Source organism: Streptomyces sp. HUAS ZL42 (genome assembly GCF_040782645.1).
In the GTDB taxonomy this organism is placed as follows: Bacteria; Actinomycetota; Actinomycetes; order Streptomycetales; family Streptomycetaceae; genus Streptomyces.
The window spans coordinates 593,306-615,177 of the sequence record NZ_CP160403.1; the positions used below are offsets into that span (position 1 = coordinate 593,306).

A 21,872-nucleotide genomic window follows, 5' to 3' on the forward strand; every position below is an offset into this window, starting at 1 on the left:
CGTGGCCCGGATCTCCGCGCGCGCCATGCGCGGACTCGCGCTCGCTCAGATCCGCCTTGTCACCCCGGTCCGGCCGGGCGACGCGGACGGGCTCACCGCCCAGGTGTACCGGCAGATGGAGCGGGAGTTCGGCGTACTGGCGCCGCCGGTGGCGCTGCACTCCCCCGCTCCCGAGGTGATGACCGCGGCATGGCTGATGCTCCGGGAGACTCTCATCGCCCCGGGCCTGGTCGACCGCGCGGTGCGGGAGGCGGTGGCCGCGGCTGTCTCGGCGGTGAATACGTGCCCGTACTGCGTGTCCGTGCACAGCGCCACGCTGCACGGCCTGGTCGGCGGCCAGGACGCGCGGACCATCGCCGCCGGGCGGGTCGCGGAGGTGGCCGGGACGCGGCTGCGCGAGGCAGCGGTCTGGGCAACGGCAGCTGCCCTGCGGCCGCGAGCGGGCGAGGGCCCGCGCGTACCGTTCACTCCGGAGGAGGCTCCCGAGTACGCCGGTGTGGCGGTGGTCTTCCACTACCTCAACAGGATGGTGAACACCTTCCTGGAGGACGCGCCGATGCCGGCGAGCGCGCCGCGGGCCGGGCTCGGCATGGTGCAGCGTGTGCTCAGCCACATGATCCGCGGGACGAGTCGGAGGATCGGCGAGGCCGGCGCCTCACTGGATCTGCTGCCGCAGGCGCCGGTGCCGGCCGATCTCGCCTGGGCCAGGTCGCACCGGACGATCGCGCAGGCCTTCGCCCGAGCCGCCGGCGCGGTGGACCGGGCAGCGCGGCAGGTGGTAGCCCCGAGTGTCTTGGACTTGCTTGACATGGAGCTCAAGGTTTGGGACGGCCTGCCGCGCGGGCTCAGCCGCAGCTGGGTGGAATCCCCGCTCGCAGCTCTGCCGCCGGCCGACCGCCCGGCGGGCCGGCTCGCCCTGCTCGTCGCCTTCGCCTCGCACCAGATCGACGCCACGGTCGTCGAGGCCTACCGAAAGGACCGGCCGGACGACGCCGACCTGGTGGCGCTGGCCTCCTGGGCGGCGCTTTCCGCGGCCCGCCGGACCGGGAGCTGGTTCCCGGTGGAACTCGCCACGAAAGACGGGCATGAAGCTTGATCCCGATGCTGGACCTTCCGTTTCCGTGGTTGGCGGGGCGGCGCCCGGCGGCCCTAAGACGTTACCGACCCTCACCCCCACGCAGGTGAACCTCCCACCGGATACGGGCGGGCCGCATCAGCGCTCCGGGACGTTCTTGAACGTCAGCGCATCAGAACGATCTTGAGTGAGATGATCAGCAGGCCGAGCAGCAGGTTGACCAGCGCGGAGGGGGTCAGCTGGGCCTGTGAGGCACCGGCCCCAACCGCCGCGGCGATCGACCAGCCCACCTGCCCGGCCACGGCCCGGCGAGCCACACGGCTCCTTGCACGTCCAGGCCCAGCAGTGGGCTGACGGCCGGCGGGATCGCGGCCTTGAGGATCGGCCACTCGTCGCGACACACATGTCGAACGGTCCGCCGGTCCAGGGCTCGCTGCGCCATGCACGCCCCGAACAACTGGGCGTGCACGTGCGAGATCCAGAAGTCCGCGCCCGTCACGATGAGCAGCGCCACCAGCTCCGCACGCGGGAACGAGCCCAGCGTACCCGCGCCGATCACCACGGAGGCGGCGAGCATGGAGCCGTATCGGGCGGCCAGTTGGGCGATCCGTCGCTCGGTCCGGAGGCGGCGTCGGTCACCGCCGGCGGGACCATCTCGGCCAGGCCCGTCGCCATCCGGGGATCCCGGCCGCGGCGTGTTGCTGCCCACGATGGCAGGCGGCCTCGGCCGCTCGACACGGAGGAGCGAGGAGCAGGGAGTACGCCTCCCAGAACACCGCCTGCTGCGGCACGCTCAGGTCGGCCCATGGCTCGGTGTGGGTCCCCGACGAACTGCACGAGACGGCACCAGACGGTTCCGTGGGTCTGCGCCTCGTGCCGCGCTCGACGCCGATCTGTCCCTGCGGATACTGGGGTTCATGTTGGGCCACCTCGGGACAATTCGGAGACAGGTAGAGCCTTTGGCCAAGGCTGCGTCTGCCGGGAGGGGCTGTGCATCTTGTGGTGTGCCGTACCACAGCATGCAGCCACAACGGCAAGTGCCCGAAGTAGCGCGATCGGTTGCCAGACGTGACCCGGATCTTCTAGTTTCGCCCGGGTCGGGACGGTGGCGTGGAGACCAGTGTCACGGAAAGAGAGATCGCTATGAGCTCCAGGCAGTGGACGGCGGCCGACGCGCCGGACCAGACCGGTCGAACCGCGGTCGTGACCGGGGGCAGTTCGGGCATCGGGCTCGAGACGGCCCGGGACCTGGGCAGTTGACCGCGGTGCGGAAGGCGGCCAAGGAGCTGCTGCACCGTACTGAGCGGATCGATCTGCTGATCAACAACGCCGGTGTGATGTGGAGAACCGGTGCGTTCACGGACGACGGCTCCGATCCGCAGCTCGCCGTGACTCACCTGGGGCACTTCCCCCCATCATCTGCACAGGCTGGCGTCCTTGAGAGCCCGGGTTATCGACACCGGGCGCCGTGCAGGAGTCCGAGCGACTGACGGGCATCAGCCATCTGTAGTCACGGGTCTGTTTGCGCATCTCACGGAGCGATTCATTCCGAAAGGACTAGCCAGAGTTGCCGCTTCGGATCGTCGAGCGCTTACAGAGAACCGGGTAACGGGTATGTTCGGATCGTGGCTTGCTCACTGAGCCAACCCGGCCCGCCCGGTTTGGTGATAGGCCGGCAACTCGTTTCGAAGGGACCTGTGAGGGGCATCGCTGCAAAAATGAGGGAACAACCGCCTTACTTCACGCAGCCCATACACGTGAAAGACCTCTCACCCGCGGATTCTCCGCGGCTGAACGGGGTCGACGAAGCTCACGCGCAGCACCTTGCCGAAGTCTACCCATCGCTGCCACCAATACTGGTTCATCGCCCTTCCATGCGGGTAATCGACGGAATGCATCGCGTCAGGGCGGCGGTTATACTCGGACTGGATACGGTCGATTCCCAATTCTTCGACGGCTGCGAGGCCGAGGCATTCATCCAGTCGGTCACCCGGAACATCGCAGACGGTCTGCTCTTATCGCTCGCCGACCGCAGGGCGGCTGTCCGCCGCATCCTCACCAGCTTTCCCACCATGTCCGACCGGAGCATCGCCGTCTACACCGGCCTCGATGTCGGAGTCGTAACCGAGATTCGTGCGGCTGCCGATCCATCGCGGCTGAACCTCCCCGTCGGCGACGGTGGCAGATTGCCTCCGCCGGCCTGCACCGCCGAGCGCGGACACGCCGCCGATCCCGTGGCCAACACCCCCGAGAGACCGCTGAGACCGATTGCACAGGAGACGGGGCTGTCGTCGCTGGGCAATGCCCATAGCGTGCGGGAGGGCCTGTGCAGGGACAAGGAGCAGACCGCCGGCGCTCAGCCGCGCATGGTGCCCTCGCGCACGCCCACTGCTCGGAATGCCCAAGTGCGCTCCGCCCGGCCCACGATGGCGCGCGCATCTCGGGACCTCTTGCGGATTCTGCGCAACAATCCGTTGCTCAGGGACTCGCAATCCGGGCGGGATTTCCTCCGCTGGCTCCACGGCCATTTCATCACCGATGAGGCCTGGAAAGAACTCGTAGAGACCGTCCCTCCACACTGCACGGAGACCGTGGCGCAAATCGCCATGAAGTGCTCGGACACCTGGCGGCGCTTCGCCGAGGAACTCTCGGACAAGAAGAGGATCCATCCGGTGCCCGCGGTCCGTTCCCGCGGCTGAAGTCTTCGAAGGGATACCTATGACCACTGCCTCCATGGAGAGGGCAATCCTCCGGGTCATCAACGATATGCATGATCGCCTTGATCAGGACCTGACCATCGACGACCTGGCCAGGACTGCGAGATTCAGCAAATTCCACTTCACCCGGGTTTTCCGGGAGATGACCGGCACTTCCCCGGGACGCTTCTTATCCGCGCTCCGCATCCAGGAGGCAAAGTGCCTTCTTGTCAGTACCGACCGCAGCGTAGCAGATATCAGCGCCCAGGTCGGGTACAGCAGTGTGGGGACATTCAGTTCACGATTCAAAGAATGCGTCGGTCTGTCGCCAAGCAGATTCCGAGAGCTCGACGGGGACTTCAGGAACCTGAGCGCACAGCCGTCACGTGGGAGCGGCGCCGGCCCCGGTGCGGCCCCGTCCCTCTCCGTGCAAGGTCGCATCGTGCTGCCCGGGGACCGGCCCCTGGGCCAGGTCTTCGTGGGGCTCTTCGCGAGCCCCATCCCTCAGGGCAACCCCGTTCAGTGCACCATCATGGACGGGCCCGGACCGTTCGAACTGCACGATGTCAGGCCGGGCACTTGGTATCTGTTGGCGGCCTCCGTTCCCTACGGAAGTCCGTCCGCCCTGGCCGGACGCGGACGGGGGGCCCCGGAGAACCTTTCCGTTGGACGATACGGGCCCGTCACGGTCCGGCCCGGGGTGTTGCTGATGCCTGCCGACGTCGTCCTTCGCCCGGCGAGCCTGTTGGATCCGCCGGTGCTGATCGCCGTGCCCGGCAGCACGGCAGGTACCACGTCCGGGGCAGCGAGCCGGCGGCGAGTGGCGGCCGCGATCAGTGGGCCTGTGCCCCAGTCATCGGCAGCCGGTCTGTGACCGGTTCCTCCTCCGGCCGGCCCCGCGCGCACACGCGCCCTCCGGGCCCGCGCCGCCGTTCGGCTTACGGCTGAACGCAACCTGATCAGCCCGATGATGCCCTCCCCATTCCGGTCCGGCCGGCGGCGGTCGACGGCTCGCTGGGGACGGCCCCGCGCCAGCGTGGTGTCGTCCCGACGTGGGGACCGAGCCCGATGGCACCCATCGCCGTCAGCCCAGCCGCCGGGCTGCAGCTCACCAGCCACGGCGGCTTGTCACCGGTGCGCGGCGCCACTGATCCAGCGCTGCGGCCGGCGGCTCAACAGCAGATGCCGCGAGCCCTCTCAGGGCGCGAAACAGCAAAACACCGGCACGGCAGGCCCCGTTGCCGTGACGTTGCCGCGGCGGACAAGACCTGCAGAGCTGCCGGGGGACGGCCCGATCCACCGGGTGGATGCCGCGGCCCAGTCCTCCACGGGTACGAACTGGCCGGGTTTGCGGCCTTCGCCGGCGGGGCCGCGGTAGGTCTGCGCGATGTCCAGCCACTGCTCGGCGTCCTCGCCGGCGGCGGTCAGGGCAAGGTCGTCGCGGTGGCGGCGCCGGGTGACCAGCAGGCAGAAGTCATGCGCGGGGCCGCTGATCGTCTGCGCGTCCTCACGACCAATGGTCCACGGCTCGCCCGAAGGTGCGGTGAGCTCGAAGCGGAAGGGCGCGGCGGGCGGGGTCAGGCCATGGGACTCGTATCCGAGATCCCGGTCAGGAAGGCGAAGTTGACCAGGTGGCACAGCCGGTCGGTGGGAGGCCGATGCTTACCGAGGGCGTCGGCGATGTCTTGTCCGTGCCCGAAGAGATGATCTCTGCGCAGGCCAGTACCACCGGCGGCAGCGGGTTGACCAGTCAGGGGACGGTCTTCCCGGCGGGCACGACGGCGAGGGCTCCGACAGACGCCTCACCTTTCGGCACGGAACCGGGCGAGCAGCTGCTGCGGCGGCAGGCGGTTGAATGCTGCAGGGGCGGCGTTGACAGCGCCGTTGAAGTCGCCCACGACCGCCCGCCGTGAGCTTCGAGGCCGTCCATGTCGGTCTCTTGTCAGGTTCGGATCATGTGGGTCCGGGCTCAGCGGATGCGGTGCACCAGGACGTCTTCATCGGAGACCACGCGGTAGTACTCGTCATACTGCAGCGCGCCAAGTGTGCGATCACGACCCGGCTGCCGCGTGCGCAAGGGCATTCGCTCACGCTGCAGCAAGCAAGAGCCCTCCCGTCGCGGGGCGGAGCTGAGCACGCGGTATGCGTAAGCCGCTGACACCAGGGTCATGTGATGGTGCCACCCGGGGTAGGAACGCCCCTCGAAGTCGAGCAGGCCGACATGCTCCTCCATGTCCCGCACCGCCCCTGCCGTGCGGGACAGCATTCCTGCCAAAGCGAGTACATCCTCGGTAGGGGTGTCCAGCATGTTGGTGAGCCACAGCTGAGCCGAGCGGCCCTTCGCCCCGTTCCGCACCGCGAGCAGCCGGTACGTGCGCCGGGCTGCTCCGGGACCCTGTTCGGGCACGTGCACGAAACAGGACGTCACTGTCTCGGCGCTGAGGTGACCGATCCCGGCCACATCCTCCGTGCGGACCTGGAAGCCCGGGTCGCGCTGATGGAGGCTGTAGGCCGGCAGGAGCGGCCCACGGACGGGGGCGCTGACATGGCAGTGCACCCTCGGGCAGCACCCGAACACAATCTTGAGGTTTCCCGGAACGGCAATGACGAACTCGCGCTCCTTCAGGGCGAGTCGGCCGATCGCCACGCTCGCACCCGATGAGCTGTCCAGGTCGGCCACAACAGGCAGTCTCGACCGGGCACCTGTGGCGCCCGGGTCGGCCAGTTCCAGCACATGCGTCGCGAACGGCCAGGCCCGCGCCTCGTCCGGTATGCGGGCGCGCGCCCGCCGGAGCGGATCCGCGGTCCACACCCGGGGAAGCAGCAGGCTCCAGTCAACTGGAAGAGCGGCGTCGTCGGACGCCAGGAAGGCCCCGACGCCCACCTGACAGGTCACCGAGCGCCCTGTGGAAGCCAGGTAGCGGCGGTGCACGCCGCAGGAGTGCTGCCCGCGCTTGCGCAGGATGGCCTGGTCGATCACCATCGCCCGCAGGGGCAGTTGCTGCTCGACCCAACGGGTCAGTTTCTCCCGGACGGGCATCCAGTCCCACGGGCTCGTGTTGACGAACTTCTGCAGCGACTGGGCGGCTGTGGGAGATTCCGAGGCCGCCGCGGCAATACGCCGCACCGACTTCTTTCCCGGCGCAGTGAGCAGACCTTCCAGATAGATGTGCGCCCAGCGGCGTTGGTCTGCCCTCGGCAGGTGCTCGAATAACCTCCTGGCGAACGCGGGCAGTGAGGCCTGCGTCAGAGTCGTGGCAGGCGTCTCCATGGCATCTCCCCCATCCTTGCAAGAGCAAGCATCTGCCGAGATGCAAAAATAAGACGGGTACCCTCATTTTTTCTAGTCCGCGTCAGGGGCAACGTTCCCGCTTCGCCACCTCGGTACATGCCAAGCACCGACATAGAAGTATTCGGCTACGCAAAAGTAAGCAAGTGGATAAGATCCAGTAATGGCTTGCTGGTTCTGCGAACCAGCACGTAACTGGGCGACTTGGCCTGCGGACGGGCCTGCTGGCTTGGACCCACACCTCCCTGCATCCACCAACAAGCACCCACCCGGAGAAAATATGGTGAAACAGGACAGAGCTCTACGGACGCGTACTGCCATCATCCGGGCCGCGGCCGTCGAGTTCGACCAGGGCGGCTATGACGGTACTTCGTTCTCCCGAATCAGCAAGGCCGCAGGCGTATCCATGGGCTCATTAAGCTTCCATTTCACGACAAAGGCCCAGATGGCGGATGCCGTGCAGGAAGAGGGCCGCATTCTCATAAAGGCCGCCGTACAGCACGTGATCGCGCGGACGGCACCACCGCTCACCCGGGTCGCCGACCTCACACTCGACCTGGTCCGACTCCTGGAGGCAGAGCCCTCGGTCCGTGCCGCCGCTCGTCTCGCCCGGGAACGGACTGCTCCGTCGTCATGGCCGAACAGCTGGCTCCCCGCCGTCCAGAAGCTCCTCGACGAGGCCCACACAGCCGGCCAGCTCCGTAGCAGCGCCCCGCCCGAGGACGTCACCGCCCTGGTGGAGTACCTGACCAATGGCGCCGAGGCACATCTGCGCACCAGGCCGAAGACCGAGCCCGGGTGCGGAGGGACCGTGAAACAGCTCGAACGTCTGTGGCACCTGGCCCTGACGGGCGTGTCAGCGGAACAATCGGCCTGAGACACCACCGTCCGGCAAACAGGGACACGTGGAGGCTCCCAGTGGGCGTTCTGTGAAGGCCCGTGGCGAGGTTCCGCACTTTGGGAGTTGGCCGCCCATCAGCGGGTTTCGACGATGAAGGGCCCGTCCGCACAGCGGCAGACAAGGACGAAACCCATGCCCCACATCGAGATCGCCCATGAGCGGTGCCTCGCCGCTCTGCCCGGGCGAGCGCGCGCTGATCGCCGCCTACGTGTCGCACCTCAACCGCACCGCCTTCTGCGCCGGTTCGCACAGCGCGTTCGAGGCCGCACAACTCGACAGGCGGGGCGGAACGGGTCGCCGCAGCACGATCCGAGGGAGCCACGGACGCCCATATCCACGACATGGTCCTGATCGCCGCCACTTTGTGGTCGGCGCGGTTCGTGGACCTGATCATCGGTGCCAACGTCGAGGAGACCCTGCCGGGCCGCGCCGCCAAAGACACTCCGATCGCCGGCGTCCTGGCGGGCCTGGCCGCCGCGCTGCCTGATAGCTCGCAAAGGCTGAAAGACAAGCTCATACGTGGTTCGCGTTCCTCAGTACCCGGATCTCGCCTCGGGGATCCCCCAGACGCCATCTCACGATGGCGCCCTTGCCTCCGGCTCGGGGTTAGCACCTCCTCCCCCAGGGGACTCCCACCCCGAAGCAATCGCCCATGCTGGGCGCACACGCCAGTCGCCCCATCGATAGTCGACAGGGGCGATTCCGCAATCCGCGCCGCGGCCTATGCCGCCGCCTTCTGCGCGGACCAGGTCTCCACCGGGCGGATCGGCACCAGCGGCGGCGGCGTTGGACTCTTGGCCGGTCCGCGCAGCGCGTTCCACAGCACTCGCGCTATGAACGCGGGTTTCTGCAGCGACTCGGGCCTGTCGATCAAGCCGGCCGTGCGCATGTACGCGGCGGCGACCTTCTTGTCGCGGGTCGCGGCGATCTGAACCAGCTTCAGGAACTTCTGCGCCGCCTTGACCTGCAGTGTGCGCTCGCCCTCGACCCCGGGGAAGCTCAGGTCGATGATGTTGGTCATCTCCCAGGCCAGGTCGATGACGTTCTTCGCCAGGTCCTGGAAGTACAGCAGCGGCTGCGGGGCGGCCCCGCTGTGCAGGTGTCCGCGCAGGGTCAGCGCCGACAGCGCCGCCACCGTCATGCCCTGCGCGTACACCGGGTTGAAGCAGGTCACCGCGTCACCGACGACGACCAGGCCGTTGGGGAAGCGAGTCAGCTTCTCGTAGCGGCGGCGCAGCGTGGTGGGGAAGCGGAAGGCGACCGGCTCGTCCAGCGGCTCGGCGTGCTGCAGCGTCTCCCAGATCTCCGGCGCGGCGAGGGTCTTCACGAAGTCGTAGAAGCCCTGCTGGTCGGTCGGCGGGTGGTCGCCGAGGATGCCGTAGGCGGTCAGCTCGACGCGGCCGCCGTCGGTCTTGGTGAAGATCGCGCCGCGCGGCAGCTTGGCGTTGGCGACCGGGTTGATCGACAGGTCGTGGCCGTACGGGTCGGCCTTGAGCTTGTAGTGCTGGGTGACGTAGCCGAGGCCGACCTTCTTGCTCTCCTCCTCGACCGTTTCGTAGCCCAGCTCCTGCAGCCACACCGGGGTGCGCGACCCGCGGCCGGTGGCGTCGACCACCAGGTCGGCCTCGATGGTGTGCTCGTGCTTGTGGCCGTGTTCCAGCACCCGCACGCCGACGACGGTGCCCCGGTCCGGGGTGGTCGCCAGGCCGAGGATGCCGTGCTCCTCCACGAACACCACGTTCGGCAGCGCCGCGGTGCGCCGGCGGATGTGCTTCTCCAGCATCGGGCGGCTGGCCGCCACGCAAGTCAGACCCGCGTCCTCCTGCTCGATGCGCACGCCGTTGAAGTACCAGCGGACGTCGCCGCACAGATCGCCGGTGGGCACCCCGTCGGCGAAGATCTCCTGCGTGATCCCGGGATAGAACTCCTCCATGACCAGCTGGCCGCGGGCCAGCAGGCCGTTGATGTGCTTGCCCTGCGGGCAGCTGCGCCGCGGCTCCTCGGCGCCGAGCAGCCTGTCGCGGTCGATGATCTGCACCTCGTCGTAGGCGTCGGCGAGCACCCTGGCCGCGAACAGGCCCGCAATGCTGCCACCCAATACCACCGCGCGGGATTTTGTAGAGTCGCTCACGGATTCTCCAAATGGGTGTGTCAGGTTGCCAGCCGTTGCGTCCATCGTTCCGCTGTGCCACGTGCGCCTGCATCTCCGCAATTGCCAGGAGACGACAGGGGATCGAACGCATGCGCCTCATCGCCCCTGATCGATGCCGGCGTCCTTGGGCCGCCGAAGGATCGGCCTCGCGAGAACGGGCAAGGCGCTGGCCATCATCCCGACGACGCACACCCAGGCGCGTCCCGGTCTCCGACGACCCGGCCCAGAAAGCCTCCGCGCAATCCGCCGACCAGCATCATGCCCCACATCAGGCACCGCATGGCGGAGTTCGTCCGCCCGCGCAGTCCTGGCGGGCGGACGGCCTGGCGGTAGGTGACCTGCGCGACGTTCCGGAAGCAGTTGCCGACCATGCAGGCCGTGTAACAGCTTCGGGAGGCCGAGCACCTCGAGCGCCGCTGTCGCCGGCCACGCCCGTGTGCGGGCTACCGCTCGGCTCTCGGCATGAGGTGGTTTTCGAAGATGAACCCGCAGCTCATGGCACCCGATGATGCACGCGTGCCCTGATGCCGTCCGCACGACATGACAGGCGCACCGGAGAACGTTTGCCGACGCGGCGCGCGTGGCAGTTGCCTGATACCAGAATTCCCGCGTGTTCGGCGGGAGGACGGGAGCGTTGGGCTTGCCCTGGACCTGCCGCTGCGGCCTGAAGGGAAGGCAATCAGTGTGAGCGGCGACTTCATCCGTCGACGGCTGCGCGCGGGTTCGTTCGCGCAGGTCCGATACGTGACCCCGATCCGTTTCCGCGAAGCGCGGGGCGTCGTCGCCGACGTCTACCGGGGCGTGGAGCACGACTTCGGGGTGCTGGCCCCGCCGATCCTGCTCCACGCCCCCTGCCCGGATCTGCTGGCGGCGAGTTGGGTGATGATGCGCGAGGCGCTGCTGGCGTCACGCCGCGCCAGTCGCAGCGTCAAGGAGGCGGTGGCGGCCGCAGTGTCGGTCAGCAACACCTGCCCATTCTGCGTGACGGTCCACAGCGCCACCCTCCACGGCCTGATCCGTGGCCGCGCGGCGGCGGCCGTCGCCGCGGACCGGCCCAGCTCGGTCGACGACAGCCGGCTGCAGGACGTGGCGACCTGGGCTATGGGGGCCGCCGGCACGCTGTGCGCGGCGACGGGCGGCGACGCGAAGCCGCCCTTTCCCCCGGAGCAGACCTGCGAACTCGTCGCGGTGGCGACGCTGTTCCACTACCTCAACCGGATGGTGAACATTTTTCTCGGCAGCGCGCCGCTGCCGCCCCGGGTCCCCAGCAGGGCCCTGCGACCGGTGGCGGCCTTGCTCAGCAGCCTGATCCGGGCGGCGGCGTCGGGGGTCGGCGACCCCGGGGAGTCGCTGGACCTGCTGCCGTCGGCGCCGCTGCCGCCGGACATGGCCTGGGCCCTGGGCGACGACGTGGTGGCACAGGCCTTCGCGCGGGCCGCGGCGGCTGCCGACCTCGCGGGCGAGGCTTCCGTGCCGCCTCGAGTCCAGGAGCTGGTACGGCAGTTGGTCGACGCCTCCGACGGGCTGCCGAGCGCCGACGGTCGGGCGGTGGTGGAGGCGGCCGTCGAGACGATGTCAGAGCGCGAGCGAGACGTCGGGCGGTTGGCGCTTCTCACGGCTCTGGCTTCCTACCAGGTGGAGGAGTCCGTCGTGGGGCGGTTCCGGGAGCGGCAGGGCTCTGATGCGGCCTTGATCGAGGTCACCGCCTGGGCGAGCATGGTCGCCGCCCGGCGGGAGGCCGGGCGGCTGTGGACCGGTGCCTGTCCGACACGGTGCGAGTACCGGCGGGCCTGACCCGCCGCGGCATCGCGCCGGCACTCACCGAACGCTCACCGAATCAGCTGATCTTCCCGGCCCAGCCGACTGTCCGACAGGCTCCGTGTCCAGGGGAACGGCCGAGCCGTGGTCTCGCCAGGCCGGGTCGGTCCTGCCGGTCGAAACGGCCCGCAAAATCGGCCTCGACCGGGCCCTCTCCGCAGCGCTCGCCCCCTGGCGCAACCGTGGGCCGTCCACGACCCCGGGGCCGGCCGTGTTCGGGCCGGTGGCCTCCGGCCCGACGGTCTCCCGCCTGATCGACACCCTCGCCACCGCCGGGGAGGAAGGCACTGGCCGCGATCCGCGCGGCTCGGGCCGAAGTCGCCGGCTGCGTCTGGAGGTTGGCCGCAGGTCGGGCTCCGGACGCCGACGGGCGGGTGACCGTGGACCTGGACGGAGTGCTGGTCGTAGCGCACTCGGACAAACAGGACGCCGCCCCGGCCTGGAAGAAGACCTACGGCCGTCATCCGCTGGCGGGCTTCGTCGACCACGGAGCGGGCGGAACCGGCGAGGCCGTCGCGGCCCTGCTGAGTGCCCTCGAACAGCTCACCCTCCTACCGAACTTCCGCTGACGGATTCGCCTGTCCCTACGAAAAGAGGTCCCGGCCTGGAGCAGTGGAACCCGGCGCCCACCCGACGCGACACTCGGGCCGCCACCATGCCCACCATCAGCCACAGAAAGCGAAACGGTCCACCGACTCCGTCGACGGACCGTCATGCAAGATCGAGGCTAACCGACGTCCCGCGTCCCCAGCCGGGAAGCCAGAGTGCGGGCATCGGGCACCGCCAGCAGCACCGGCGGATCCATTATCCGTGCCGAGTTCAGCAGCACGTCGACCTTCCGCACCGTCTGGTTCCCGCCGCGGCCGGTGACGATCGGCCCCCTCGACCCGACCATCATCGGTTCGGGCCCCGCGGCCGCGACTGCCCGCGACGGGTTGGGCACGTCTTGCGCGAGCCGGTGTGCGTGGACGTACCACGATCCCTTCGGCACCCGGTGCAGCTGATAGTAGCCGGGGCGCTCCAACAGCGTGCTGCGAACCGGCGTCCCCTCGGGGAGCCTTCCGGGGAACAGGCCGACGAACACCGGTCCGCCGCGCTCCTCGTGCGCACGCACCACGCCCTCCACCAACGACGCAGACGTGTCGAGGGCGGACTCCGTGGACTCCGGCGGGGCGGGGGCGGGGAGGTGGGTGGCGAAGCCGCCCTGCTTCCGGTACTGGGACGGGGACATTCCAACGCTGCGGCTGAAGCGCGAGCTGAAGGTGCCGACGCTGTTGAAGCCGACCAGGAAGCTGATGTCCGCGACATTCAGGTCGGTGGACACCAGGAGCTGCTTGGCCCGCTGCAGGCGGATCGCCGACAGGAACCGGCCCGGTGACAGGCCGGTTACCCGTTGGAAGACCCGGGTGAAGTGGAACTTGCTGAACATGGCGGCCTTCGCCATGTCGTCCAGAGTCACCGGCTCTCCGAGCCGGTCATGCATCGTGGTGATGGCACGCTGCACCGCCTGTTCCACGGTCTCGTCCATGGCATGGCTCCGATTCCTCAGTGTGACGGTCGCCGTCGGCGGAGCCCGGGCAGGTCCGGCGCCCCGGTGCTTCCGAGAACGGCGAAGTGGGGCGGTCCGGTGAGGCCTGGGGCGTCGGCGGACCGACCCTGGGTGTTCAGGTCTTGGGCTCGGCGATATGCGGGTGGATCGGTGGTTCTCAATGCGGATCAGTGCAGGTGCTTGGTGCGAGTCGCCGCGGCGTCGCCTGGTCCGTGGTCACGGGTCGGCGCGGCGCGGGCGGTGGGGCGCCCGCCGTGCTGGTTGCGACGGCCGGCTGGGGTCGGCGCACGGCAGGCGAAATGATTCGCCGAAATGTCCCGTCGGTGCTCAAGCTCTGCGCATCAGCATGCAGAGACCCTTTGTCGAGAACTTCTCCCGGAATGCCGTTGTCGGGCTGGAGCGGCTCTGGTGCTGGTGAGAGGTCCTGAGGTCAGCACTCTGAGACATGGAATCGCCGGGACCTGAGGCGGGCAGGCGCCCCGGTCGGCGCCGGCAATTTCGGAGACGACACGGCGATGTCAGGGCTCTTAACGTCAGGGATCATTCCGGCCCATCGTGAGGGGCGTGTGGTTCACCGCGCGGGGCCTGGACACCGTGCCGTTGGCGGCTGGTCCCAGACGACAGATCCCCCTTCTCCAGGAGGTGTCCCGTGTCCGACATCGAAGTACCGACCAGACAGGAAATGGTTCGCCGGGTGGCTGAGCTGGCGCCGCTGCTGCGCGGGCACGCCGCCTGGAACGAGGAGCACCGGCGCGTCCACGACGAGTCGATCGAGGCGCTGGCCGACGCCGGCGTCTTCAAGCTGCGCGTCCCGACCCGCTATGGCGGTTTCGAGGCGGACAGCGCGACCCTGGTCGACGTCGCCACCGAGCTGGGCCGCGCGGACGGCTCCACGGCCTGGGTGGCCTCGGTCTACTGGATCCCCGGCTGGATGGCCTGCCTGTTCCCCGACGAGGTCCAGGACGAGGTCTTCGCTCGCCCGGACGCCCGGGTGTGCGGGACCCTGAGCCCGTCGGCGACCGCCACCACCGCAAAGGGCGGTGTGGTCGTGAACGGCAAGTGGGGCTTCCAAAGCGGTTCTCAGCACGCGCACTGGCAGGAGATCATCGCGATCCTGGTGCCGCCGGAGGGCCAGCCCTACCCAATCGTCGCGCTGGTGCCGATGACGGACTTGCTGATCGTGGACGACTGGCACACCACCGGGCTGAAGGGCACCGGCAGCGTCAGCACGGTGGCGCAAGACGTGTTCATCCCGGCCGAGCGGGTACTGCCGCTGCCGGCGATCCTGGACGCCCAGTCCGCGTCCAAGCTGAACGCCGACTCGGTGATCTACCGCGCACCGCTACTCCCGGTGGCCTCGGCCTCCGCCGTGGGACCACTGGTCGGCATGGCCCGCGGTGCGATGGACGCCTTCGTCAAGCGGTTGCCCGACCGCAAGATCACCTACACCGCGTACGAGAAGCAGTCCGAAGCGCCGATCACCCACCTGCAGATCGCCGAGGCGGCGATGAAGATCGACGAGGCGGCGTTCCACGCGCACCGGCTGTCGGCCACCCTCGACGCCAAATGCGCCGAGGGCTCGGCGTGGGACGTCGGCGAGCGTGCACTGGCCCGAGCCGACCTCGGCGCAACCGGTCGGCTGGCCAAGGAAGCGGCGGACATCCTCGGCACCGCCAGCGGCGGTTCCTCGATCTACACCAGTGTGCCGATCCAGCGCTATGTCAGGGACCTGAACGCGGTCACGCTCCACGCCCTGATGCACCCGAACACGAACGCAGAGCTCTACGGACGCGTGCTGTGCGGCCTTGACCCGAACACCGCCTACATCTGAGACAGGAGTGAGCATATGAGTACGGACACCAAGACCGAGTCGAGTGCCGCCGCGCCCGAGGCGGACATGGCGGCGATCGCCGCGCTGACCCAGAAGGTGATCGCGGCCTGGGCCTACAACGACGCCGAGTCCTTCGCCAACGTCTTCGTCGAGGACGGCACGATGATCCTGCCCGGCATGTACCTCAAGGGCCGAGACGCGATCCACGCCTACCTGATCGAGTCCTTCGCCGGGCAGTACAAGGGCACCCAGGTCACCGGACGCCCGCTGGACTTGCGCCTGCTCAGCGCGGACTCCGGCATCCTGATCACCCAGGGCGGGGTGCTGCCAGCCGGCCACACCGAGGTGCCGGACGAGCAGTCGATCCGGGCGTCCTGGGTGGTGGTCAAGCGAGACGGGGAGTGGCGGCTGGCCGCCTACCAGAACAGCCACGCGCAGCTGAAGCTGCCCGCCCCGGGCGGGGCTGCCTCAGTACGGTGACTTCGCATGACCGAGATCGAGATCACCACAACCTGGTACGCGACCCGCTGCAGGAGCAACTTCCGGACCTTGCAGGGCTGACCATGTCGTCGTGGCGGCATGCGGTGATCTCCGAGCCGCGCGCCGGGCGGGCGGTGGAGGTCCACAACAGCCGCCCCTTGAGATCGGTCAGGCCGATGACCAGCAGCCCGTGCCGCTGGTGCTTCGCTGACCAGCGGCAGCCGGCGCTTGGAGGCAAACTCGGTGTGGTCCCCCGGCCGGGGTAGTTGTGGTAGGCATACCTCATCAACTCGGGCCGGGGCCCGCTTGGTTACGGGGCCGGGGCAGGCGCATCACGGCCGGGCGGTGAAGGTGCCGTTGGCAGCTTGTGCAGCCGGCCGCGGGCGGCCAGCTTCGACAGCTTCCCGCGCATCCCAGCCGGCCCGGCACCGAGTGTCGATACCCAACTCGGCGCCGACGTCCTTGACCATCAACGGCCGCCCGCAGCCTGCACGATTTTCAGCATGCGCTGGTGGTTGTCGGCGTACACACGAACTTGCTCGCGAACGCCGACAGTAGTCCCCGAGCAGCGCGGCCGCGTCCGACACCTCGCCGCAGTGGGGCACCTTCAGCACCGACCGGCCCGCGACCTGCACCCGCAACTCCGCCCCGGTAGCGGCCCCGACGGCGGCTCAGCTTCCTGCTCGGACAGACGCCGTAGCATCCGCTCCACGACCGCGAGTTCCTCGCGCTTGCCATCCACTTCGGCCAGCTGCCTGGTCAGCGCCTCACGGCGCACGAAGGGTGCGATGAACGCTTTCGGGACCGCCTTCGACGGGCGCCTTTCCGCCGCCCAGGTACAGGGCGAACAGCCCACACAATCGACGCCCGGGACTAGCTCACCGTCTTCCAGCTGCCGACCTCCGCACCCGACCTCGGCTCGGTCGAAGGCACCTGGTCCATCATCCGCCGACCCCGGCCTCATACTCACGACATCACGCCAACAAGGTCCGTAACGACTGAAATCAGCTCGATGAACCGCCGGATGAGTGACCCGCATGTGGTGGTACGGAGGGGGGGCCGGGTCGCCCGGCCCCCTACCCCCTATTTGTGGGGAACGGCCCTGAGGTCGTCAGAGCTCGAGCATCGCCTTGGCGACCTCGTCGGCGGACGCGGTGGGGATCGCGGTCGCGGCCTGCTCGAGCACGAGCAGCCGCGCGCCGGGGATCTCGCGCGCGAGGGCCTCGCCACAGCCGACCGGGAAGAACCGGTTGCGACGACCGTGCACCACGAGCGTCGGCACCGCGAGTTCGGGCAGGCGCTCGCGCCAGCGGGGCGCGCAGTCGAGGCTGGCGAACACGATGCCAAGCTGGTTGGCCATCTGGACAGAGCGCGATGTGCCCGGCGTACGGTCGAAGATCCGCCCGGCGGTGGTCCGTGCCGCGTCGGGATCGTCACCGAAGACCGCGGCTCCGGCAGCTGCCCACTCGGCCACCGAGGCACGGTCGGACCAGTCGGGCTTCGGGAGTTGGAACCGTTCCTTCATCGCCGCCTGGTCATGGTCGGGCAGGTCGTCGTCGACCGGGCCGGGGGCGACGGACCGCGTCCCGGCGAGGGTCAGCGCGGAGAACGCCTTCGGGTGGTCGAGGGCAGCCACCTGGGCGACCATCCCACCGACGCCGATGCCCGCCAGGTGCGCGGGGCGGTCGTCGAGCCCGCGGGCGAGCGCGGCCGCGTCGGCGGCGAGGTCCCGGAGCGTGTACGCGGGCGCGCCGGGGTCGACGGTCGTCGACGCGCCGGCGTCGCGCAGGTCGTAGCGGACGACGTGACGTCCGCCGCGGGCGAGCGCCTCGCAGAGCGCGTCGGGCCAGGACAACATGGTCGTGCCGCCCGCGAGCAGCACCAGGGGCGCCGCCTCGTTGCCGAAGTGCTCGACGCCGAGCGTGACGCCTTCGGACGTGCGGAACGTGTCAACTGTCGATTTCATCGTCAACCTCCAGGACTGCCGGTGCCGGCGGCATCGGCTGTCCATCGATGTAATGGTTTTCAACCGCCGGAAGACGGCCTTGCCGACGAGGTGGGAGACACCACGTCGGCAAGGCCGTGCTCGCCCTATGCGGCCCCCGGCTCCGGGGCCGGTTCCCCTTCCGGGGGCCCTGCCGGCGCCTGGCGGGGCATCAGGGTGACGAAGGGGATACTCAGGGCCGTGGCGGCCAGGACGACGACGAGAGTGACCTTCATCGCGTGGCCGTATCCGGAGGCCGCGTATCCGAAGAAGATCGACGAGACCGCGGCCGAGCCGATCGCCGTGGAGAGCTGCTGCATCGAGCTGAGCGAGCCGCTGGCGCTGCCCGCCTCTTCAGGCTTCGCGTCGCCGAGGGCGACGGTCGGGATCGTGGTGTAGCACAGGCCGGTGCCGATGCCGATGACCAGGAACGCCGGGGCCAGCTCCCAGAGGCTGACGCGCGTTCCGGCGTGGTTGACGAGTGCCAGGACCCAGCCGCTGCCGACGATGCTGATGCCCAGGCCGATGAAGACGAGCGTGCGGCCGAGCTTGGTGACCAGGCCGCCCATGGCGGCGAACGTGGAGATGATGAGCCCCGCGGTGAGCGGCACCACGCTGAGCGCGGCGGTCCGCGGGCTGGCGTGCAGCCCCTCCTGCAAGAACAGCGACAGCACGAAGAACAGGCCGGTGCCCGCGGCGAACGAGACCAGGCCCACGAGCATTCCGGAGGTGAAACCCCGGTTCTTCAACAGCGAGGGCACGATGAGCGGGTGGGCCGCGGTGCGCTGACGGTAGGCGAAGGCGGCGAAAAGCAGGACACCCGCGGCGATCGAGGCGACGGAGACGGCTTTCCAGCCGTTGGTCGAGCCCTCGATCAGGCCGTACAGCAGCCCGAACATGGCCAGCCCGAGCAGGCCGGAGGCCCAGCCGTCGATGACGGTGGACCGGTCGCCGTCGTCGCGCGGCAGGAGCTTGGCGGCCACGAGCAGCCCGGCAACGCCGAGAATGATGTTGAGAAGGAAGATCGGGCGCCAGTCCAGGCCGAACAGGTTCGCGTCGATGATGACGCCGGCGAGGACCGGGCCGACGACAGCGGAAATACCGAGAACCGGGCCGAACAGGCCGAATGCCTTGGCGAGCATTTCGGGGCTGAACACCTTCGTCATGATCGCCATGCCCTGCGGGATGAGCAGAGCCCCGAACGCCCCTTGGGCGACCCGGGCGATGATGATCAGGACCGGGTCGGAGGCGAACCCGGCCAGTGCCGAGGCCAGGGTGAACCCGCCGATGCCGATCAGGAAGAGCTTGCGTTGCCCGAACTTGTCACCCAGCCGTCCGCCGACCAGGAGCAGGACGCCCATGGCGAGCATGTACGCCGGCCCCAACCACTTGATCAGGCTCACTCCGCCGTGGAGATCGGCGGCGATGGTGGGGGCCGCGATGTTCGTGATCGTCCCATCGATCACATCGAGAGCGTCAACAAGCAGCACCAGCCCCAGGATCGCCCACATCCGGCGGCTGGAAACGCGTGCGGTGTCCGTGGCCGAATTCTGTAAACTAGTCAAGAGAAACGTCCCTCTCGGTTCCGTCAGGTGCGCCCGTCCTGGGCGCTCTCAGCCTCTGCGAACACTACTGGGCCGTCCGACACCGCCTGGCGATGTTTTTGCGACGCGTGCCGATTCAGTGGCTGTCTGTCACCTCCGCAAGCACGAACGTGGCCAGCTCCGGCGTCACGGCGTCGGGCCGGTGCGCGGGCGGCGGCGGTGTGACTCGGCACCGTTCCGGGAGGCTCCCGGGCAGCACGAAGCCGGGCTCGTCGGACAGCACCGAAATCGCGACCGCGCCGGAGGGCACCTTCAAGGGCTGGTCGTTGCGGCAGGCTAGCAGGAAGGCCAGCCAGGTCCGGTACGACACCAGCAGCTCGGAGAAGGCCAAAGGGGCCTTGCTGAGGCCAAGCCGCGTCGCCACTGCCGCCAGGTCCTCGCTCATGAGCTGCTCCATCCCGGCGATGCAGGACCACGGATCGCCGTCCAGGTCAGGACAGGGACGGCGGCCCGCGCCCAACTTCCCCTGGAACTCGGCGAAAATCTCGGTGACGTGGTCCGTGTCGGGCCAGGTCGGCTGCACCAGGATGGCGGTGACCTCCCGCTCCCCGGCCAGCCGGTCGGCGATCCGCAGGGACAGGGCGGCGGAGCTGCAGTGGGCCACGACGAACACCCGCTGGTCAGGCGCCGCGGAGGATTCGCCGGCGCGGAAGACGGCAGCGGCCTCGTCAGCCAGGTCCGGCAGGGCGGCATAGAGCCGGTCGCCGGACAGCGCACCGCGCGGATCCACCTGGTAGACGGAGTGACCGACGGCCGCGTCACCGACCAGCCTGCTGAGCCGCGGCGCCGAGGTGAGTGGCTGGAAGTCGGCAACCAGGACGGCCGCTCCGTCCCCGGAGCTGAGCCGGCTGCACAGGGGTTTGGTACCAACGACGGCCTGCATTGACGTTTCCTTCCCGGTTCGCGCGCTGGATTCCTACTTCGGCAATGCCGCATCCGGGGACTTCAGCGACGCGAGCAGCAGCTCCCGGTACTCGTCGACCATCGCGACGATGGTTGGCAGGTCGAAATCGAGGCTGTTGTACTTCACTACGCCCACCACGTCCCCGTCCGGGTGCAGGTCCAGTTCCCACAGGTTGCCATCCGGGATCTCCGACACGTCGACAAGTGATGTCAGGCGCCGGCGGAGCGCGGAGAAGCGGAGGCCGCCGATGTCGTCCGCTTCCGTTTCCGGCGGGAACTGGGAGATCTGGAACGCGGAGACGACGCTGCTCACATTCATGATCGGACCCGCCATCAGCTCCGGTTCGGACTTGGCGATGATCTCGCCGAACGGGAGCTCGTAGGAGTACGCCTCAAGCAACGAAGCCCGGGTCCGGCGCACCAGGTCGGCGAAGCTCGCACAGCCGGACACGTCGGTCCGGATCGGCAGGAAGTTGAACAGCGTCCCCACCGTGTCCTCGAAACCGGGCTCGGTGCGGCCGGATGTGATGACGGGAGAGACGATGTCGGTCACGCCTGTCCTGCGGTGCAGGAACAGGTTGAAACAGGCGAACAGGACCATGAACGGCGAGCTGTGCAGCGACTTCGCCAGCGCCGTGGTGGCGCCGGCCAGCTCCTGGTCGAGCACGAACCGGTACACCGAATAGACCGGTGGGACGTCCAACCGCCTGGGCCGGTCGGTGGGGAGGATGAGCATCTCCCCGCCCGACAGCGTGTCCTGCCAGTACTCGCGCGCGATCGCGGCGGACTCGCTGTTGCGGATCTCCTGCTGCCAGTAGGCGTACTCGCCGAGCTGGCGCATCACCGGCAACTCGGGAGCGGGCAGCCCCCGACGGGTCGCGTAGCAGATGGCGAAGTCACGCATGAGCACGTGCATGGACCAGCCGTCACTGGCCAGGTGGTTGGTGACGAGCACGAACACCGCGTCGTCGTCGTCGAACCGCGCCAGGGTGGCTTGCAGCAGCGGCAGCTCCGTGGCGCCGAGCCTGCCGTCCCGGTCGACCTCGTCGAGGAACTCGTGCGCCTGGCGCTCGCGGTCGGCCTCCCCCTCTGCTGACGGAAGGTCGACGACGGTGAGGGCCACCGGACACGGCGGGGAGACGCGGGCGTAGGGGGCGTCCTTGTCCCTGATGATGGTCGTGCGGAGCGCCTCATGCCTCGCGACGACATCGTCCAACGCGAGCTGCACGGTCGCCACGTCCAACCGCCCGCGAAGGCGCCAGCCGGCCAGGACGATCCCCCGCGGGCCGAACACGCCGAGGTCGTCACCCCGGTCGAAGGCACACATGAATTCCTCATTGGCCGAAAGCGGGCGCCGCGCGGACGCGTCGTCGGCCTTCCGGGTCCGTTGAGCCTGGACAAGGCTGTTGGGACGCATGTCAGCCCCCTGCGCTTCCACATACTCCAGGCAGTTCGAGCGGGAGTCCGCGTGGTGCGCCGTGACCCAGCCGGTCGGAACGGCGATGTCGGCGGGCCACAGGCTGTATTGCCCTTCGGAGTTCACAAGGACCCGGTACGGGGCGTCGGCGTCCTCGAACGGATTGGACACGG

General features: G+C 68.9%; 14 protein-coding genes and 5 pseudogenes. 10 read left to right on the top strand and 9 right to left on the bottom strand.

Translation table 11 applies throughout. The features are described from left to right. Position 1: 1 nt before the first annotated feature. Positions 2-1,096 (top strand): carboxymuconolactone decarboxylase family protein, encoded by a 1,095-nt coding sequence (locus tag ABZO29_RS02845; RefSeq protein ID WP_367318522.1) that lies wholly within the window; start codon positions 2-4, stop codon positions 1,094-1,096. A 143-nt stretch (positions 1,097-1,239) separates the two neighbouring features. Here the strand turns inward: ABZO29_RS02845 and ABZO29_RS02850 are convergent. Continuing rightward, positions 1,240-1,682, bottom strand: a pseudogene (locus tag ABZO29_RS02850) (hypothetical protein). Positions 1,683-2,218: 536 nt separating this feature from the next. Between ABZO29_RS02850 and ABZO29_RS02855 the strand changes: the two are divergent. The 3 genes and pseudogenes from ABZO29_RS02855 to ABZO29_RS02865 form a co-directional block, all read left to right on the top strand. Beyond that, positions 2,219-2,415, top strand: a pseudogene (locus tag ABZO29_RS02855) (short-chain dehydrogenase); the annotation flags it as partial. A 534-nt stretch (positions 2,416-2,949) separates the two neighbouring features. Beyond that, positions 2,950-3,774 carry a hypothetical protein gene (locus ABZO29_RS02860; RefSeq protein ID WP_367318523.1) on the top strand — a complete coding sequence of 275 codons (825 nt, stop codon included), beginning with the start codon at positions 2,950-2,952 and terminating at the stop codon, positions 3,772-3,774. Between the two features lie 19 nt (positions 3,775-3,793). Next, a complete protein-coding gene (locus ABZO29_RS02865; protein ID WP_367318524.1) occupies positions 3,794-4,645 on the top strand; it encodes a helix-turn-helix domain-containing protein in 852 nt (283 codons plus the stop codon). Between the two features lie 461 nt (positions 4,646-5,106). Here ABZO29_RS02865 and ABZO29_RS02870 read toward each other — a convergent pair. Together ABZO29_RS02870 and ABZO29_RS02875 are read right to left on the bottom strand one after the other, a co-directional pair. Continuing rightward, positions 5,107-5,666 (bottom strand): annotated as a pseudogene (locus tag ABZO29_RS02870) (maleylpyruvate isomerase family mycothiol-dependent enzyme); the annotation flags it as partial. Between the two features lie 74 nt (positions 5,667-5,740). Then, on the bottom strand, positions 5,741-7,042 hold the full coding sequence (locus ABZO29_RS02875; RefSeq protein ID WP_367318525.1) for an IS701 family transposase: 1,302 nt from the start codon (positions 7,040-7,042) through the stop codon (positions 5,741-5,743). Between the two features lie 298 nt (positions 7,043-7,340). Between ABZO29_RS02875 and ABZO29_RS02880 the strand changes: the two genes are divergently transcribed. Beyond that, positions 7,341-7,937, top strand: coding sequence for a TetR family transcriptional regulator (locus tag ABZO29_RS02880; protein WP_367318526.1), 597 nt, complete (start codon positions 7,341-7,343; stop codon positions 7,935-7,937). A 178-nt stretch (positions 7,938-8,115) separates the two neighbouring features. Next, a pseudogene (locus ABZO29_RS02885) lies at positions 8,116-8,320 on the top strand (alkylhydroperoxidase); the annotation flags it as partial. Positions 8,321-8,682: 362 nt separating this feature from the next. Here the strand turns inward: ABZO29_RS02885 and ABZO29_RS02890 are convergent. Then, positions 8,683-10,092 carry an FAD-dependent oxidoreductase gene (locus ABZO29_RS02890; protein WP_367318527.1) on the bottom strand — a complete coding sequence of 470 codons (1,410 nt, stop codon included), beginning with the start codon at positions 10,090-10,092 and terminating at the stop codon, positions 8,683-8,685. Between the two features lie 705 nt (positions 10,093-10,797). Between ABZO29_RS02890 and ABZO29_RS02895 the strand changes: the two genes are divergently transcribed. Together ABZO29_RS02895 and ABZO29_RS02900 are read left to right on the top strand one after the other, a co-directional pair. Then, on the top strand, positions 10,798-11,907 hold the full coding sequence (locus tag ABZO29_RS02895) for a hypothetical protein (RefSeq protein ID WP_367318528.1): 1,110 nt from the start codon (positions 10,798-10,800) through the stop codon (positions 11,905-11,907). 69 nt (positions 11,908-11,976) lie between these two features. Next, positions 11,977-12,458 (top strand): annotated as a pseudogene (locus tag ABZO29_RS02900) (transposase); the annotation flags it as partial. 200 nt (positions 12,459-12,658) lie between these two features. Here the strand turns inward: ABZO29_RS02900 and ABZO29_RS02905 are convergent. Beyond that, positions 12,659-13,459, bottom strand: a complete 801-nt coding sequence (locus ABZO29_RS02905; RefSeq protein ID WP_367318529.1) for a helix-turn-helix domain-containing protein — start codon at positions 13,457-13,459, stop codon at positions 12,659-12,661. Positions 13,460-14,129: 670 nt separating this feature from the next. On the opposite strand from ABZO29_RS02905, the gene ABZO29_RS02910 reads away from it, so the two are divergent. Both ABZO29_RS02910 and ABZO29_RS02915 read left to right on the top strand, forming a co-directional pair. After that, complete coding sequence (locus ABZO29_RS02910) at positions 14,130-15,311, top strand: acyl-CoA dehydrogenase family protein (RefSeq protein ID WP_367318530.1); 1,182 nt, start codon at positions 14,130-14,132, stop codon at positions 15,309-15,311. Positions 15,312-15,326: 15 nt separating this feature from the next. Beyond that, complete coding sequence (locus ABZO29_RS02915) at positions 15,327-15,791, top strand: SgcJ/EcaC family oxidoreductase (protein ID WP_367318531.1); 465 nt, start codon at positions 15,327-15,329, stop codon at positions 15,789-15,791. Positions 15,792-16,902: 1,111 nt separating this feature from the next. Here ABZO29_RS02915 and ABZO29_RS02920 read toward each other — a convergent pair. The 4 genes from ABZO29_RS02920 to ABZO29_RS02935 form a co-directional block, all read right to left on the bottom strand. Next, positions 16,903-17,757 (bottom strand): alpha/beta fold hydrolase, encoded by an 855-nt coding sequence (locus ABZO29_RS02920; protein ID WP_367318532.1) that lies wholly within the window; start codon positions 17,755-17,757, stop codon positions 16,903-16,905. Positions 17,758-17,882: 125 nt separating this feature from the next. Continuing rightward, positions 17,883-19,340 carry an MFS transporter gene (locus ABZO29_RS02925; protein WP_367318533.1) on the bottom strand — a complete coding sequence of 486 codons (1,458 nt, stop codon included), beginning with the start codon at positions 19,338-19,340 and terminating at the stop codon, positions 17,883-17,885. 115 nt (positions 19,341-19,455) lie between these two features. Next, on the bottom strand, positions 19,456-20,262 hold the full coding sequence (locus ABZO29_RS02930) for a hypothetical protein (protein ID WP_367318534.1): 807 nt from the start codon (positions 20,260-20,262) through the stop codon (positions 19,456-19,458). Positions 20,263-20,295: 33 nt separating this feature from the next. Further along, on the bottom strand, positions 20,296-21,870 hold the full coding sequence (locus ABZO29_RS02935; protein WP_367318535.1) for a condensation domain-containing protein: 1,575 nt from the start codon (positions 21,868-21,870) through the stop codon (positions 20,296-20,298). Positions 21,871-21,872 lie beyond the last annotated feature (2 nt).

Excerpts from the sequence above, each read along its gene's own strand:
- ABZO29_RS02860 (WP_367318523.1), top strand. The coding sequence starts at position 2,950 with ATGCGGGTAATCGACGGAATGCATCGCGTCAGGGCGGCGGTTATACTC.
- ABZO29_RS02865 (WP_367318524.1), top strand. The coding sequence starts at position 3,794 with ATGACCACTGCCTCCATGGAGAGGGCAATCCTCCGGGTCATCAACGAT.
- ABZO29_RS02875 (WP_367318525.1), bottom strand. The coding sequence starts at position 7,042 with ATGGAGACGCCTGCCACGACTCTGACGCAGGCCTCACTGCCCGCGTTC.
- ABZO29_RS02880 (WP_367318526.1), top strand. The coding sequence starts at position 7,341 with ATGGTGAAACAGGACAGAGCTCTACGGACGCGTACTGCCATCATCCGG.
- ABZO29_RS02905 (WP_367318529.1), bottom strand. The coding sequence starts at position 13,459 with ATGGACGAGACCGTGGAACAGGCGGTGCAGCGTGCCATCACCACGATG.
- ABZO29_RS02915 (WP_367318531.1), top strand. The coding sequence starts at position 15,327 with ATGAGTACGGACACCAAGACCGAGTCGAGTGCCGCCGCGCCCGAGGCG.
- ABZO29_RS02920 (WP_367318532.1), bottom strand. The coding sequence starts at position 17,757 with ATGAAATCGACAGTTGACACGTTCCGCACGTCCGAAGGCGTCACGCTC.
- ABZO29_RS02930 (WP_367318534.1), bottom strand. The coding sequence starts at position 20,262 with ATGCAGGCCGTCGTTGGTACCAAACCCCTGTGCAGCCGGCTCAGCTCC.